Origin of the sequence: Halonotius sp. F2-221B (genome assembly GCF_046719765.1) — an archaeon.
Taxonomy (GTDB): domain Archaea; phylum Halobacteriota; class Halobacteria; order Halobacteriales; family Haloferacaceae; genus Halonotius.
Window position 1 is genome coordinate 107,649 of sequence record NZ_JABEBY010000007.1, and the last position, 16,144, is coordinate 123,792.

Sequence of the window (16,144 nt, forward strand, 5' to 3'; positions counted from 1 at the left end):
CCCCGATTCGGCAAAAACTGCGGTCTCCGCCGTCTTTCAGCTGATTTCGGGCATTCCTGTTGGCGGCTCCACGTGAAATAAAGGGTGGAACGCGGAACACAAGACGATGGGATGGGATCAATGACGGACGATCACACACGACAACACAACGACCTGAGCGACACCGAGTCGACATCGCAGTCCGACTCGGCGGGGACAGCTGAAGCAGTCGAGAACCCCTCCGGAGAGGAGGCTGCTGAGCCGGAGACAACAGTAACTCACTCTGACTCGGATACCGACAACGCCTCAACCGATCCGTCGTCGGTGTTGGCATCGGATCCGATCCCGTCAGCTGATCGCTCGGTTGACGACCTCGATCTTGCCGACGCCGACTGGAGCCGCGACCGATCGACCGCCTCGACCGATTTGGATTTCGATCTCGATCCCGATCCGGACGCGGCCGACGACAGCGAGGGGTTGTTCGACGATCTGCTCTCCGGGGAACCGATCTTCGAGAACAAGGAAGTCCTGCGGCCGTCCTACACCCCACGTGAGCTCCCCCACCGCAACGACCAGATCAACCAGATGGCGACGATTCTCGTCTCCGCGCTTCGCGGCGACACACCCTCCAATATCCTGATCTACGGCAAAACCGGTACCGGCAAAACCGCGAGTGCGAAGTACGTCAGCCAGGAGCTGGAATCGACCTCCGAAAAGTACGACGTTCCCTGTGAGGTCGAGTACATCAACTGCGAGGTCACCGACACCCAGTATCGCGTGCTCGCACAGCTCGCCAACAAGTTCATCGAAAAAAACGTCGCGCTCATCGAATCCCGGATCGACGCACTCGAAACCGTCCGCGAGAAGCTCGCCGAGGGTGGCCCTGATACAACGGCCACCGTCAGCGACACCAACGCCGACGATACGACGGTCTCGATCCCGGATGCCGAAACTGACGCCGAGGCCGACCCCGAAGGCAGCCTGCCGATCGTCACCGAGCAGTACACCTCGGTCGACGCCGTCGACGAGCGCATCGAAGCTCTGGAGGCTGACGCCGAGGAGATGGAGCCCGTCCCGATGACCGGGTGGCCGACCGACCGCGTCTACAGCACCTTCTTCGAGGCTGTCGATTACAACGAGCGCGTGGTCGTCATCATGCTCGACGAGATCGACAAGCTCGTCGAGAAAAGCGGCGACGACACCCTGTATAACCTCTCGCGGATGAACAACGAGCTGACAAACTCCCGGATCTCGATTATGGGAATCTCGAACGATCTCAAATTTACTGATTTCCTCGATCCACGCGTCAAATCCTCCCTTGGCGAGGAGGAGATCGTCTTCCCGCCGTATGACGCCACCCAGCTCGGCGATATCCTCCAACACCGCGCCGAGGTCGCATTCAAACCTGACGCCCTCACCGGCGACGTGATTCCGCTGTGTTCGGCGTTTGCGGCCCAGGAACACGGCGATGCCCGCCGCGCACTCGACCTCCTCCGAACGGCCGGCGAACTCGCCGAGCGAAGCCAGGCCGACATCGTCGAGGAAGAACACGTCCGGCAGGCACAGGATAAGATCGAACTTGATCGCGTCGTTGAGGTTGTTCGCACCCTCCCCACCCAAAGCAAGATCGTCCTCTTTTCGATCATCCTGCTGGAACAGAACGGCGTCCACAACATCAACACCGGTGAGGTGTACAATATCTACAAACGCCTCTGTGAGGAGATCGACGCCGACGTGTTGACCCAACGGCGCGTCACCGATCTCATCAGCGAACTCGACATGCTCGGCATCGTCAACGCGGTTGTCGTCTCGAAGGGTCGCTACGGGCGCACGAAAGAAATGAGCCTCTCGGTACCGCTTGAGGAAACCGAGGCCGTCCTGCTGTCGGACTCCCGACTTGGCAACATCGACGACGTGCAACCGTTTGTGCAGGCTCGTTTTGATAACTGATCAGGCTCGGTTCGACAACTGAGCTGTCGCGGAACTGAGCCTCCTTCTTACCCCCGTCGTCGGTATACTCCCAAACTGCCGGGTCGGCTGTTATCCCGCAACTGATCTGACCATTCCGCCACTAGTGACAATTCCGCTACCAGGGGAGACTGTCCCACTCATCCCGCCACTGTATCCCGTTCCGAGCAACGCCAATCGGAGCCGGCCAAGATACGGAATCCTGAACCGGGCGACCCCGTTGACCCACTCCGATTTCACCACGGGTGCAACCCCGTTTGCCTGATCGTACCGCTGGTTGTTGTCGCCTTTCGTGATATACCCTGCATGCGGGGCCGGACAGTTTGTTAACTCCGCACAACTTTCGGCGTCGACCGCATCGGGCGACGTTCGATCATACCAGTTTTCGCCCGCTTCGACACGAAACCGTACCCGATGGATGATCGGCGAGCCGACACGGCCGGGGTAGTCGTAGACGATCACACTCCCTGGCTGGTTGAACGATTCATAGCTGGTGTCGCTTGTGTCGGCCATCACGAGCCCCTGATCGTTGGCTTCTCCCGGCGCAAACCGGCCCGGCTCGCTGACGACGACGAGATCGTATTTGTTGATGTTGGGATCCATGCTGTTGCTCTCGACGGCGACCATCGGCGGCCAGACCCCGGTCGCCGCAAAGAGCACGAGTCCGATGGCAGCCACGATCGAGAGGCTGAGCAGCAGTTCCCGAAGGAACAACAGCGGTCCGTCGTCGGCCCCACGGAGCCGCTGGAACCACGACCCTTCGTCGGGTTCCGACTCGACAGCCGGCTGCCGATCACCATCACTCATTACAAACGTCTTCTGCCGCACCGCGTTTGAAACTTCTGACCCGGGGTCGCCACCCGCCAGCGCCACTCCCACTGGCTCCGGCTGTCGGCATGTTTTTGCCCGGTGATCCCGAGATCCCGACAGTGCCATCCGAAAGGCCGTCCCGGATCGTTCAGACGCTGGCCCGCCACGGCTACAACGCCGACCGCGAGGCGGTCACCCTGCTCGCCCGCGCGGCGGATCCGGCTGCCGCTATCGAGGCTGTCGTTTCGGCGACCGACGACGACACGCTTCGCCTCACGAGCAGCGACGTTCGCGCCTGTCTCGACAGCGACACCGTTGCGACCGGCGCGGCCGTTTCCTCTGCCACGCCGGCCACTGAACCATCGTCGTCAACGACCACAACCGAGTCGACCCCGACGACCAACTCAGACTCGGCGGCTGAGTCGACGGCAGCAGCCGCGACCGAGTCGACAGCCCCCGATTCGGCTGCAACCACCGACTCACAGCCTGAAACAGCCCACCAACCCAGCTCAAACACCACCACTTCGACTGCAACCAAAACACACCCAAATCAACAGACGAAGTCAAAATCTCCACACGAAACAGAGGGGTCAAAGTCGACCGGGCGTAAAGAAGTGGTTGATGAACCAACAGGAACCGCCGGCTCTTCGGTGGATCGGAACCCGGAACCCGCCGAGATCACCGGCGACATCACCGGTCGCAGCACCGGCACCGGCGAGTACAGCCAGTTCGTGACGACATTTCGGGATCGCTACGAACAGCTTTCAAAACTCCTCAAGGGCCGCGTCAACCACCGCCCGGCGTCGGCCATCGCCGACATGCCCGGCGGCAGCGACGCCGAGATGATCGGCCTCGTCAACGATATCCGCTCGACGGCCAGCGGCCACTGGCTGATCGAACTCGAAGACACAACCGGAACCTTCCCCGCGCTCGTGATGAAAGACCGGCCGATCGCCGAGCTGGTCGATGAACTCCTTCTCGACGAATGCATCGCCGTCCAGGGCACCCTTGCCGACGATTCGGGCATCCTATTCACCGACTCGATTCACTTCCCCGACGTTCCCCGAACCTTCCGTCCGAGTACGGCCGACCGCCACGTCCAGGCCGCCTTGATCTCGGATATCCACGTCGGCAGCCAGGAGTTCATGGCCGACGCCTGGAACCGATTCGCTGACTGGCTCCACACCGAGGAAGCCGAAGCCGTCGAATACCTCCTGATCGCCGGCGACATGGTCGAAGGCGTTGGCGTCTACCCCGATCAGGACGAGGAACTCGACATCATCGATATCTTCGATCAGTACGAAGCGTTCTCGGAGCATCTCAAAGCCGTCCCTGGCGACATGGAGATCGTGATGATCCCCGGCAACCACGATGCTGTCCGGCTGGCCGAACCACAACCCGGCTTCGACGAGGAGCTCCGAAATATCATGTCAGCCCACGACCCGAAGATCACGGGCAACCCCTCGACGGTCACCATCGAGGGCGTCTCCGTGCTGATGTACCACGGCGTCTCACTGGACGAGGTGATCGCCGAACACCCTGAGGACAAAGCCAGCTACGACGAGCCACACAAAGCGATGTACTCTCTCCTGAAAAAACGCCACGTCGCCCCCCAGTACGGCGGGAAGATGCGACTTGCACCCGAAACAAAGGACTATCTCACCATCGACACGGTGCCCGACATCTTCCACACCGGCCACGTCCACAAACTCGGCTGGGGGAAGTACCACAACGTGCTGGCGGTCAACAGCGGCTGCTGGCAGGCCCAAACCGCCTTCCAAAAGAAGGTCAATATCGACCCCGATGTGGCTCACGCCCCGATCGTCGACCTCGACACACTCGATATGACGGTTCGAAAGTTCGCGTGAGCGAGGTGTAAGGAACCGTCCTGTTTCCCCTGATCAGGATTCCTTTCTGTTTCTCCGATCAGGGTTCCTGGTAGTACCGGATCGTCGCCGACCCACGGAAGACGGGGCCGTTGCCGGCCTCCTGAAACCCCGCGGCCTGGGCGGCTGTCTGGAGATCAGTTGCGTTCTGTTCGACCAGTAGTTCCACGTCCAGCCCCTCGCTGGCGGCGAACCGAACCGGCTCGCTCAGCAGCCGCTCACAGGCCTCCTTCGTCCCGCCGACCTGTGTCACGTGGACGGTGTTGTCGTGGACATCGAAGCTGACGAACCCCAACAGCTCGGATTCGAGTGCGTCGGTATCGGTGTTGGGGTCATTGCCGGCCTGTTTCCGTTCGGCGACCCGAACGCTGCGATCGTGCACAAGGTTTCGGACGACATCCGCCGGCACATCGGCCAGTGCCGCGATCGACTCGGCGTCCTCTTCGACGGCGTCCCGGACATCCATGTGACCGTATATCATATCTACCCGCATAAAATTCGGGGCGATAGTGGGGTATCACCGCGGGCCAGCCCACTGTGCCGCTGTTCGACACCTAAACACCTATGGGTGATGCGGTTCCGAACTGTGGTAATGGTTGCAACGTTGCCGGATCTGCTTCGACTTCTCGTGATCCCGGTTCTTGGGTGGGCTGCGTGGCGCGACATCCACACCCGCCGCATCCCGAACCGGGTGTGGCCACCGCTGGTCATCCTTGGCGGACTGCTGCTCGTCTGGGAGGCCATCCAATTTTTTGTCTTCAGTGCTCCCGGCGGCCAAGCCTTCCTGATCCGTGCCGGGATCAGCCTCCTATTTGTCGCCCCGCTTGGCTACGCCTTCTGGTGGTTCGGCGCGTTCGGCGCGGCCGACGCGAAGGCGATGATCGCCCTCGCCGTCCTCCTGCCGACGTTCCCGACCTACGCTCTCGGCGGGCTGGAACTCCCCATCGTCGACACGACAATCGGCGTGTTCTCGTTGACGGTGCTGACGAACGCGGTGATCCTCGCGGTGGCCGCCCCGGTCGGCTTGGGCCTTGGCAATCTGCTCCGCCGCCGGATCGAGCCCGTGGTGATGTTTCTGGCCCGACCAGTCCGCATCGACTCGCTGCCGGATCGCCACGGCCGCCTGTTTGAAACCCCGGATGGGTTCACCCACAATGGGCTTGATCTTGACGCCCTCCGGATGTATCTTCGCTGGCGCGGCCTCCCCTTAGCCGCGCTCCGGGCGGCCCCCGATGTCGCTCGGGATCCGGCCAGCATCGAGGCGACCGGCGAGCCGACCGACGGCCGCAGCGACATCGACGACGACCTCGATTGGGACGACGCCGACGCTGTTCCGACAGTCGACGGCGACGCTCCCGCCGAGACTCTCGACGACCCGTGGGGTGTCGACCAGTTTTTCGAGTCGATCGATCGGTCGACCTACGGCACCGATCCTGAACAACTCCGCGACGGTCTCGAACTGCTGGCGACGACCGACGAGGAGACGGTCTGGGTCTCACCGGGACTTCCGTTCGTCGTCCCGATGTTTGCCGGCCTCCTCGTCGCCTTCACCTACGGCGACCTGCTGTTCGCCTTTCTTCGCTGGATTGGGCTCTTCCCGCTTGTATAACGGCTCCGCTCGTTGTATAATGGCTCCGCTCGTGTAGCGATTCTGCCGTTGTGGCGGCACCACCTGTTCTGGGATCGGTGTGCCTTTGGCCTCGCCGCCGCCCCCTTCGGTATGGACGGACATCTTCGCAACGGCGTCGTCGCGGTCGGCGGCAACGCCCGCCAGCAGTTCCACGACGCTCGCGGCTACGGCCGGCCGGCCGACGGCAACGAGATCCACCTGGCCCGCGTTGAGGCCGCCCACCTCCTGCTCCGTGGCGACCTCACGGCTGTCGTCGACCACGACGGCTCCGCCGGTCGCCTCTCGTTTGAAGAGTTCTTCGTCGCCTCCGCGGCGGCCGCCGACCGGTTCGCCCTCCGGTTTCTCGTCTACGCCGACCTCCGCGATCGGGGATTCTATCTTACGCCCGCCCGCGCGGGCTGGCCCGGTGTCGACACGGTCGATGGCGGCGTTGACGCGGCCGACGGCGTCGATACGGCCGACGGCGTCGACGCGGTCGACGGCGATCTGATCGATCTGATCGTCCCCCCTCGGGGCACAAAACCCGGCGACGGCGAACCGGCCTATCGTATCGCGGTCGTCGGCGAACGCGAATCGCTCCCGGCCGACGAGCTTGCAAACCTTACCCTCGCGGTCGTCGACGAGGAAAGCGAGATCAGCTACCTCGAAACCACCACGCCCGAGTTCGACGGCGGGACGACCTACAGTCCGCCGGCGGGGATCACGGGTTCGCTCATCGGTGATCGTGTTATCGTCTGGGATGCTCCCGATGGCTTCTACGACCACGGGTTCTACGGCCAACCGCTTGAGGTGCGGGAGGCGATCATCGACAGCGCGGTTCAACTCTCACTCGTTGAGGCCGCCGCCCTCGCTGCCGACGGAACTCTCGTCCTTGATGGCGTTGACGACACCGACGGCTCCGCCGACGCGCCGGCCAGCTACACCGTGATCCGCGAACAGGGCCGGCGGGTCGAAGGCGAGCGGTTCGACCGCCGGCTCGCGGTCTACCGCCGGCTCCGCCAGCAGGACGTGGTGCCGAAAACAGGCTACAAGTTCGGCGCGGATTTCCGCACCTACAACACGGTTGAATCGGTCGATGACCTCCCGCACTCCGAGCGGCTCGTCCGCGTTGTTGGGGCCGATCACGCCTTCGATCCCCGCGAACTGTCACTCGATGTGCGGCTGGCCGGCGGGGTTCGGAAACGAATGGTTTTTGCGCTGACCGGCGCGAACGGGGAGATAGACTGGCTTGCGGTGAGCCGCCTGACACCATGACCGACGATACCCCCCACGACGACGATGGCACGTCCGAAGCCGGCGCGACCGACGCGGCCGCCGCAACCGACGGCGGCGTCGAGGAGACGACCATCGACCCGTGGGGATCGTCAACGATCGCCGACTACCGCAAGCTCTTCGAGGAGTTCGGCATCGAGGAATTTGAGCAGATTCTCGGCGACGTACCGAACCCCCACTACCTCATGCGCCGCGGGGTCATCTTCGGCCACCGCGACTACGAGCCCGTCGCCGACGCCCTCGCCAACGGCGAACCCGCCGCTGCCCTTTCGGGCTTTATGCCGACCGGCGACCCGCATATCGGCCACAAGCTTGTCTTCGATGAGATCATCTGGCACCAACAGCAGGGTGCCGACGCCTACGCCCTGATCGCCGATCTTGAAGCTCACTCTGCCCGCGGGATGACGTGGGACGAGATCGATGAACACACCGAGAGCTATCTGCTGAGCCTGCTTGCCCTCGGTTTCGACGCCGAGGAGGGGACGCTCTACCGCCAATCCCAAAATCGAGAGCTTCAGGATCTCGCCTTCGAACTCGGCTCGAACGCCCGCTTTGCTGAGTTCGGCTCGATCTACGGCTTCGACGGCGAGACCAGCGTCTCCCACATGCAGAGCGTCGTCACCCAGATGGCCGACATGCTCTACCCACAGTTGGTCGACGGCCCCAAGCCGACGGTGATCCCGGTCGGCCCCGATCAGGATCCCCACGTCCGGCTCGCTCGGGATCTGGCGGTGCGGATGCGATTTTTCAAAGTCACGCGAGAGTACGCTAGCTTCTCTCTTGAAGACGCAGAGGAAGAGCGAGAGCTACTTTCTGAGACGTATGATCGACTTGCTGAGATCATCGACAACGACCACAAAATCCGCTGTGTCGATGCTGCGGTTCTGCTGCGGGATGGTGAAGATGCGGTTGATCCCTCTAATCGAGATTCGTATTCGAGCGTCAAGATGGGATCCACTACCGGCAGCGTGAAAGCCTCGTTGAACAATAAGCTGCAAAACGCAGGAAAGGAACCACTTCGCCCGCGCGTCCGGTTCTTCCACCGCCACGGCCCCGAAGACGCCTTCGAGGCGATGATCGACGCCATCGAGGGCGAAAAACGCGTCTACGAGGGCCACATCGATTCCTTCGAGCTCGATTTCGACGCGGCCGAAGACCTCGCCCGCGAGGTCGAAGTGGACGCCGGCGGCTACGGCTTCATCCAGCCCTCCTCGATCTATCACCGCTTCATGACTGGACTGACCGGCGGCAAGATGTCATCGTCGATCCCGGCCAGCCATATCAGCCTGCTCGACGACCCCGAAGACGGCTACGACAAGGTGAAGTCGGCGACGACGGGCGGTCGCGAGACGGCTGAAAAACAGCGCGAACTCGGCGGCGAGGCCGACGACTGCCCGGTCTATGAGCTGTACGCCTACCTGCTCGCCAACGACGACGATGGTCTGGTCGAGGAAGTTTACGAGGAGTGTGTCGGCGGTGAGCGGCTCTGCGGCGACTGCAAGGAGCAGGCGGCGACGCTGATGCAGGAGTTCCTAAAAAACCATCAGGAGAAACGCGAGGAAGCACGGGAACTGCTCGATGATCTCGATATCGTTCTCGACTCCGAGCGGAAGGGGCCGGGCGGTTCGCACTGAGATCGATGTTCCTCGTCTGCTACTGCAGGCTCACTTGATTTTTCCGAACGTTGCTTGCTGCTTCGGCCCACTGATCTCGCTCTTTCTGTTGCGGAACTCCGACGGTGCCATCGTGCCGCTTCGCAGCAACTGAATCCGCTCGTGATCCCTTTCGCTTAGCTCTACGTCGAAAACGGCCTGTTTGAGATAGTAGCCGAGAGCTTCGGCAAGATAGGGTGGGACTGCGTTTCCGATCTGTTGGCGACGAGCGACCAATCCACCGTGGAACTCGTATTCGTCGGGGAACGTCTGGAGTCGGGCTCCTTCGCGTGGTGTCAGCCCCCGATCTTCGAACGGATGGATACAGCGGGCACTGGATGGTTTCGACATATTCGAGGTGATCGCAACCGCTGGCTTAGTTGAATCGAGTCGGGAGTAGGAATTGTGGTAACCAGAAGAGGGTTGTAGTTCGTCAGGAATCGCAGTTCTGTTTCCGCCGTCGGGGATGTGTGAAATCATCTCGACCATCTCGTCGGAGTGTCTGGCTGCTTCGTGCCCGGTCAGGGTTTCACTGTCGCCACGAAGATCTTCCTGTAGAACGGTTTCGGGTGTTTGATCGTACTCAGTGACTTCCGTTCCCGGTGCCACGTTCGGGAGATCACCGATACCGTCCATCACGCTTGCCGTCTCGACCGGATCGAGTTCGAACCCTTCCAGCGGGTGGGTGAGTCGAGGCTGTTCGTATGCGAGTACGACGAGTCGCCGTCGATGCTGTGGAACGCCGAAATCAGATGATGTAACGATTCGAGTTGTGACGTTGTAACCAATGCTGCCGAAAGATTTCTTTACTGCGTCGAGGAATTTTCCGTCTGCGGTGTTTTCCATACCCCGAACGTTCTCGAAGAGTGCTGCTTTCGGACTAAGCTTGTCCACCCAATCGATAAAATGCGTAAAAAGGTGATTCCGCTCGTCGGAACCGTCGGGACTCACGACTTCTGAAAACCCTTGACACGGTGGCCCTCCAGCGACCAAGTCGACTGATTCTGTCCCTGCTTCCTCCCTAATATCGTCCGACTCGATATCCCGAATGTCGCCTGTGAGATCAGCCGTTGAAATGCTGTTTCGGTTCGCAGCAAACGTTTCTCTCGCGTCTTCATCGATCTCGACAGCGTGGACGAGTTCGTAGCCGGCGTTTTCGAGACCAACAGACAGCCCGCCAGCCCCGGCGAACAGATCGACGTATGTCAGTTTGGACTCGTCCATTTACTACACTCTTTGTCGATTCCGTATTTAATGATTCGTATCATGCTACCGCTCGCGTTGGTAAATACATGGTAAATAGATACTTTATTCTTGGTATTCTGCTGGCTATTGAGTGGATTTGAGATTGAACTCAAAAGAAACTGACGGGACTGATCCATATGATACGCTGGCGTATATCGTCGGTTCGCGCTACCGGCGACTGATTGTCAGTGAACTCTCATCAGGCCCGTCCAACCCGACGAAAATCGCTGAGACACACGATATACACGTCTCACACGTCAGCCGTGGTCTCGGCGAGTTAGCGGATAGGGATGTCGTATCTGCTTACGGGACTGATTCACGAACTCGGCTGTACCGACTCACGGAGCACGGCGAAACGGTCGCAACACTGCTTGACGAGTACGAAGAGGGAGAGAATGACTGAACGCACACCATCCGAACGAGAAGCGATTACTCGGTTTCTGTCTGACTACTTTCCGCGTGAGTATATAGACGAGAAATCGATTTCACAACAGACAGAACCCGACGACTCGACCATTTCAGACGAAGAACTGGCCGTGATCGAGCAACTGATTGCGGCGGAGCAATCCGAGTTCGTCAGTTCGAAAGGAACACTCGGACTTGCGATAGACTTCTTGATGATCGCCGAGCAGCTTTCGCAGACCGACGAATGGGTTTCGGGTTTCGATCCTGATGTCAGTGCTGACGATATCTTGTCCCGCTACGATCAGGCGAGCGTCAAATCGACGTTGACGATCACACATGATGGCGAAAAGTACGCGATTCGACCCGTCCAAAACGCCGTCATCGACCTGTTTCGTGAGGATTTGAAACGCACGAACTTCCCGAGTTCTCCTGGCCACCATACCGGTGAGTGGGAGCGGTACACGGATCTGTTAGCGATGGCGTTTCAGCTCTCCCGCGATGGTCGGTACATCGCAACCCAGCGGCTGTTCGAGTACGGTCTCGAACAGTTAGAACGGAAAGATATCACGCAGCGAGAACCACCGTTCCCCTCGCCGTTCGAGGCAGTACTTCACGAGTACGACAGAAGCCATCCGGACGAGGAAGGTGGGTTGACCTACCAAGCGTGGGCGTATGGGTACGTGACAGCGATGTGGCCGCATCTCTCGCTGGAAGCGAGCAAAGTTCGAACCGGCTCCTCTCGACAGAACCGCCACGGGGACATCGACGGCTATCAAGGGCCGGATCTCATGCTTTCCGTGGAAGTCAAGGATCGAGCTATCGATGGCCAAAACGTCGAAAGTGAGTTGGGCTCGATCATGGTGTTGGCGGAGAATGCAACGACTATTGTTGTCGCCGTCTGTCGGTCTGCATCCGACGACGCGATCACAGTGCTGAGGGAAGCGGATGTCAACGTTCTCACCGACGAGCAACTCGCACAGCGATTGCAGCTGTGGGACTATCACAAGCAGAATCGAGCCCTTCAAGCGATGGCTCACTACCTGACGAACATCGAAGAAGATCCCGGAGCACTACAGCGCCTGCTTCGGTTCATTGAACACATTGATCCGAATAACACCGCGCTGGCACATCTGATCGAGTAATCTCTATCGCTTAGTGTGTGAATACGATATGAATAGTCCCACCGTGAACGTGGGTGATGCACCGGACGGGAGACGTTGTCCCCGCGCCACACGGCCGGTGACAGCTTTCGGCGGGCTTTCACCGCCTGTTGGGGCTCGCCTGGCTTTGCCCGGGGTCACACCGGGTCTTGCCGGCGTCGGCGGGCCGACCACCTTCGGTCGCGTTCCGCAACGAACGCGGCCTTGGCGGCGACCCTCGGTCGGCGATAGCCGGGTTCTCACCGGCGTTGCCGCCGCAAGCCTGCTTCAGCCGGATTCACACCGGCCTGCTGTCGTGTTCTCGAATCCCGCTCGCGCGTGATCCGATCGTTGGCCTTCGTCCACCACCGCCGCGGCGGTGGCGCGCTGGCGCGGTTCGGTTCTCCTTCGGGACCTGAGCCTTCACGCCGTCTCAGGCGTATTGGCGTCGGCCCCCATTCCACACCATCTCGGCTGTCGCCGATCCGGCACGGAACGTCCTGTGTGCGCCCACGGCCACAGTGGGGACTGTCAACTAATGACGTGATTGGTATTAATTCACATCCTCTCGGCAACAATTGCTGATACTGTGTGGTTCCGCGGCCGCTCTCTCGCAGTTCTGGTCGGCCTTCGACGAGTTCCACTCAGAATAAACTAGGCCGCATAACTGTTTCTCTCTCTCTCTCTCGTTTTTCGGCGGTTCGAGATTGAAACTACTGTTTCGACTGCACCGTCGGTAAAAATGGCTGGTGCTGCTGTCGGCGCGAGCCTTACTCCTCGCCGTCGCCGCCGTCCTCGCCCGCGTCGGCCTCCTCTTCTTCCTCGGAGCGGGCGGCCACGAGAGCCCCGCTGGCGACGCTGTACATCGGTTCGTCGGGCGAATGGACGCCGCTGATCGAAAACGGGATGTTCGCATCTTTGAGGTGGTCGGCAAACAGATCCTCGAACCCGTTGGGGCTGGAGGTGCCGCCCGTGACGACGACCGGCACGTCGAGACCCTCTTCGACGTCTTCCTCGTCGACCTCGTTGGTGATGTTCTCGATCACGTAATCGAGCAGGTTCTCGTAGTAGATGGCGAGCGCGCCTTCGACGCCGCCGACATCGGTCTGGAAGTCCAACTCGAAGTCGTCCTCTTTGATTGAGGTCACCTTGTCGACGGGCGTCCCCGTCGCCTGGGCGGTCTGTTCGTCGACCCAGTCGCCCCCGCGGGCGATGGAGAACTTCATGACCGGCACCGCGTAGTAGGCCAGACAGACGTTGGTCATCCCCGCGCCGAAGCTGATCCCCAGCCCGGTGAAGTTGTTGTCGGCGAGTTCGGAGTAGATGACCGCCATCCCCTCGTTGATCGGCTCGGGGTTATACCCCATATCGCCGAGCATCGACTCCAGCGTTTTCTCGTGGTACAGCGTCGAGAGATCCGAATCGATGGGGTCGGCCGGACTCGAATAGTAGAGCCGCTCGTCGTGTTTCGAGGGTTCGCCGACGACCTGTTCGGTGATGAGCTTGATCATCGGGATCGCCGAGGACTCGTCGCTGGAGAGGATGCCGTGCTGCATCGGCCGGCGGGTCTCCTCGTTGAAGATGTTCGCAAAGTTGAGCGCGTCGTCGCCGACGACGTACACCTGGTCGTCCTTTCGGATGTGGAGCACCTCGCTGCGAGAGAGCATCTGCTCGGCCATGTCGCTGTACTCGATCTCGACGAACGAGTTCCGCTGTTGTACGAAGACAGTTTCCGCGCCCTCCTGCCGCGCGGAGAGAATATTCATCGTGCCAACGTCCAATCCTTTTGCCATAGATGGGCTTCAAAGCCGATCTACATAAGCCTTCGTAGGGGGTATATGTCGCTGACGCAACCAGGGCTTTTGCGGTCGCTACGGCCGATTTTGCTGGGTTTGGTTTCCACCGGCTCGGCGTCGTTGCGGCGGCGTCAACACAGGCCGCGGGTTCAAGATCAGCACAAACTACAGATTCGAGATCAGAACAGCCCGCGAATCCGCTCGACGATCCCGTTCTCTGCTGCCGCGGCCTCTTCGTCCTCGCGCTGTTGTTCGCGGAGTTCCCGCAGCGCGGCGGCCTGATCGTCGGTGCCCTCGCCGCTGGAGGTTTCGACTTCGCCGCCCTGTAAGCCTTTGAGCTGTGAAACCGCGTCGTTGACGCTGCCGTCGGCGGTGCGGGTTTCGTTCCCCGAATCCGGCATGTTCGAGCTATCGATGTCGTCGACGGCGCTCGTATCGAGGTTAAGGGTTCGTGTCTCCGTTTTGGCGACGCCACCCCACGAGAGTTCGGCGTCGTCGAGCGCGCCGTCGATATCAGCCCGAACCTGTTCGTCGGTGACGGTCTCCTCCTCATCGCTGTCGTCGCTGTCGGCCTCGCTGTCGACCGCGACTGTGCCGGCCGCCCGTTCGACCTGGTGGGCGACGAGCGCGGCGGCCGTCGCCGCGATGACGACGACGATGCCGACGCTGTAGATGCCGACGACCTGCGGGGCGTAATCCGGCCCGACGGAGACGTTGAAGTCGTTCGGGTAGACGCCGACGAACCGGACGATCCCGGCCGCACAGATCACGCTCCCGCCGCCGGCGACCAGCAACATTCGCCGGTCGACGGGGAGTAACACGACGATCCCACCCAACAGCGCGGGCGCGCCGACCGCGCCGCTGACGATGGCGACCTGTCGCAAGCCGTAGGCCGTCCCGCTCAGCGTCGCGCTGTAGAGGAACACGAGGATGCCAGCGATACCGAGCCCCAAGCCGAGGAAGAAAAGTCCGAAGCCAGCGTAGACGTCGACTGCGCGATCCGGATCGCCGATATACTGCCGGTAGTAGCGGAGGAGTTGGTTCGAATCGGTCGCCTCGCTCATAGCGAAGCCTTTCAGCCCGACTGTAATCATTGTTCCCCCGACCCCAGTACTTTAGCGCTCCGGCGACGAGTACCAACCGATCAACAGTGGAACCGGACTGTCCACGGTGTGGCGAGGCCCTGACGACGTTCGCGCTGGCCGGGGTCGAGGCCTTCACCTGCGAGGCCTGCGGCTACGTCGGCGTCGAGGCCGACCACTCCGGCGAGCCGAACGCCGCTGAGAGCTGGGAAGACGCCCTCCGGCGGTTCCACGAGGATTCCTGATATGCCATCACTTGATATCACCGACGACCACCACGACCGCATCACCGCGTTGCGCGAGGAACTCGCCGACGCCCACGCCGACAGCTACACCTCGGTTACGCTGTTAGATACCCTGGCCTATCTGCTCGATCTCGCCGACGCTGTCGACGACCCCGAGCGCGAGGCCGACGTTGCGTCCGCCGCCGACGGCGACGACGCCGACCCGTTCCCGCGCGACAAACTCGAAGCCCGCCTCAGCGAGCGCAACCGCCGGCACAGCGACGCCGACGCCGAGACGCCGATGGATCTCTACACCATCGCCGCCGAGTACGACATCTCCGGCCGCAGCAACATGACCAAACAGGAACTCGTGACGGCGATCCTCGACGCGACCGAACGCCGCTACACCGATCCGCTCGCGCCTGTCGACGTCGACTTTCCCGACCCGGACAGCGACGCGGCGTCAGAAGCTAATCACGCCAACGCTGCTGACAGCGACGCCGATACCGAGAGCGACGTTGATGGCGATGATTCCGCTGGCGACGATGGTAGCGACGGCGACGCCAGTGATGACGGCCAGCTCAACGCGATGTTGAGCCTGCTTGAGACCCACAGCGACAAGTGGCACTCGGCCGATGGCGACGCCCGCTACGAAGTCGAACTCCCGGACGGCAGCGTTGAATCGGCCCGCACCAAAGACGACGTTCGCGCGACCCTGTTCAAACACTACTAACGATGGGACTGCTTGACACCCTCAAATCGTGGCTCGGCCTCGGCGGCGACACCGCCAGCGAGACTGACACCGCGACCGACGAGACGCCGACCGAGGAACCGAAACTCGACCCCAGCGGCGCGACCGAAACCCGCGTCAAATCAACTGATTCCGCTGTCGACGCGCTCAAACAGACCCGAAGCGAGGCTGCCGAGACCGCCGCGGGCGACGTTGCCGACGGTAATGGGTCGGCTCCCGATGGCGAGACGGCCGACGCGAACCCCGAACAATAACCCGCCTTCGTTGCTTCTCCTGATCTCGGTTTCCTCATTGTGGCCTCCGCT

The 16,144-nt window shown here is 61.3% G+C and carries 15 protein-coding genes; 10 read left to right on the top strand and 5 right to left on the bottom strand.

Going from position 1 to position 16,144, the window contains the following annotated elements:
* The first annotated feature begins 120 nt into the window (after nt 1-120).
* A complete protein-coding gene (locus tag HKK80_RS06800; RefSeq protein ID WP_411798852.1) occupies nt 121-1,929 on the top strand; it encodes a Cdc6/Cdc18 family protein in 1,809 nt (602 codons plus the stop codon).
* 90 nt (nt 1,930-2,019) lie between these two features.
* On the opposite strand, the gene HKK80_RS06805 is transcribed toward HKK80_RS06800, so the two are convergent.
* On the bottom strand, nt 2,020-2,754 hold the full coding sequence (locus HKK80_RS06805) for a S26 family signal peptidase (RefSeq protein ID WP_411798853.1): 735 nt from the start codon (nt 2,752-2,754) through the stop codon (nt 2,020-2,022).
* 146 nt (nt 2,755-2,900) lie between these two features.
* Between HKK80_RS06805 and HKK80_RS06810 the strand changes: the two genes are divergently transcribed.
* Nucleotides 2,901-4,625: a DNA-directed DNA polymerase II small subunit gene (locus HKK80_RS06810; RefSeq protein ID WP_411798883.1), complete on the top strand. Its 1,725-nt coding sequence runs from the start codon at nt 2,901-2,903 to the stop codon at nt 4,623-4,625.
* A 58-nt stretch (nt 4,626-4,683) separates the two neighbouring features.
* On the opposite strand, the gene HKK80_RS06815 is transcribed toward HKK80_RS06810, so the two are convergent.
* Complete coding sequence (locus HKK80_RS06815) at nt 4,684-5,109, bottom strand: hypothetical protein (protein WP_411798854.1); 426 nt, start codon at nt 5,107-5,109, stop codon at nt 4,684-4,686.
* A gap of 126 nt (nt 5,110-5,235) precedes the next feature.
* Here HKK80_RS06815 and HKK80_RS06820 point away from each other — a divergent pair, with 126 nt between their 5' ends.
* From HKK80_RS06820 to HKK80_RS06830, 3 genes are all read left to right on the top strand, one after another.
* On the top strand, nt 5,236-6,252 hold the full coding sequence (locus HKK80_RS06820; protein WP_411798855.1) for an A24 family peptidase C-terminal domain-containing protein: 1,017 nt from the start codon (nt 5,236-5,238) through the stop codon (nt 6,250-6,252).
* A 111-nt stretch (nt 6,253-6,363) separates the two neighbouring features.
* The gene (gene endA, locus HKK80_RS06825) at nt 6,364-7,527 is read left to right on the top strand and encodes a tRNA-intron lyase (RefSeq protein ID WP_411798856.1); all 1,164 of its coding nucleotides are present in this window, start codon (nt 6,364-6,366) and stop codon (nt 7,525-7,527) included.
* Entirely contained in the window at nt 7,524-9,179 is a 1,656-nt protein-coding gene (locus tag HKK80_RS06830) for a tryptophan--tRNA ligase (RefSeq protein WP_411798857.1), read from the top strand. The genes endA and HKK80_RS06830 overlap by 4 nt, the downstream gene beginning before the upstream one ends.
* A gap of 30 nt (nt 9,180-9,209) precedes the next feature.
* On the opposite strand, the gene HKK80_RS06835 is transcribed toward HKK80_RS06830, so the two are convergent.
* Nucleotides 9,210-10,421: a DNA cytosine methyltransferase gene (locus tag HKK80_RS06835; RefSeq protein ID WP_411798858.1), complete on the bottom strand. Its 1,212-nt coding sequence runs from the start codon at nt 10,419-10,421 to the stop codon at nt 9,210-9,212.
* Between the two features lie 112 nt (nt 10,422-10,533).
* Between HKK80_RS06835 and HKK80_RS06840 the strand changes: the two genes are divergently transcribed.
* Both HKK80_RS06840 and HKK80_RS06845 read left to right on the top strand, forming a co-directional pair.
* Nucleotides 10,534-10,845 (top strand): winged helix-turn-helix domain-containing protein, encoded by a 312-nt coding sequence (locus tag HKK80_RS06840; protein WP_411798859.1) that lies wholly within the window; start codon nt 10,534-10,536, stop codon nt 10,843-10,845.
* The gene (locus HKK80_RS06845) at nt 10,838-11,989 is read left to right on the top strand and encodes a hypothetical protein (RefSeq protein WP_411798860.1); all 1,152 of its coding nucleotides are present in this window, start codon (nt 10,838-10,840) and stop codon (nt 11,987-11,989) included. The genes HKK80_RS06840 and HKK80_RS06845 overlap by 8 nt, the downstream gene beginning before the upstream one ends.
* A 767-nt stretch (nt 11,990-12,756) precedes the next feature.
* Here HKK80_RS06845 and HKK80_RS06850 read toward each other — a convergent pair.
* A complete protein-coding gene (locus HKK80_RS06850; protein WP_411798861.1) occupies nt 12,757-13,779 on the bottom strand; it encodes a hypothetical protein in 1,023 nt (340 codons plus the stop codon).
* Nucleotides 13,780-13,961: 182 nt separating this feature from the next.
* Nucleotides 13,962-14,846, bottom strand: a complete 885-nt coding sequence (locus tag HKK80_RS06855; protein ID WP_411798862.1) for a permease — start codon at nt 14,844-14,846, stop codon at nt 13,962-13,964.
* Nucleotides 14,847-14,932: 86 nt separating this feature from the next.
* On the opposite strand from HKK80_RS06855, the gene HKK80_RS06860 reads away from it, so the two are divergent.
* From HKK80_RS06860 to HKK80_RS06870, 3 genes are read left to right on the top strand one after another with little or no spacing between them, the layout of a single operon-like run.
* Nucleotides 14,933-15,109, top strand: a complete 177-nt coding sequence (locus tag HKK80_RS06860) for a zf-TFIIB domain-containing protein (protein ID WP_411798863.1) — start codon at nt 14,933-14,935, stop codon at nt 15,107-15,109.
* 1 nt (nt 15,110) lies between these two features.
* Nucleotides 15,111-15,821: a Rho termination factor N-terminal domain-containing protein gene (locus HKK80_RS06865; protein ID WP_411798864.1), complete on the top strand. Its 711-nt coding sequence runs from the start codon at nt 15,111-15,113 to the stop codon at nt 15,819-15,821.
* Between the two features lie 2 nt (nt 15,822-15,823).
* The gene (locus tag HKK80_RS06870) at nt 15,824-16,093 is read left to right on the top strand and encodes a hypothetical protein (protein ID WP_411798865.1); all 270 of its coding nucleotides are present in this window, start codon (nt 15,824-15,826) and stop codon (nt 16,091-16,093) included.
* Nucleotides 16,094-16,144: the final 51 nt, after the last annotated feature.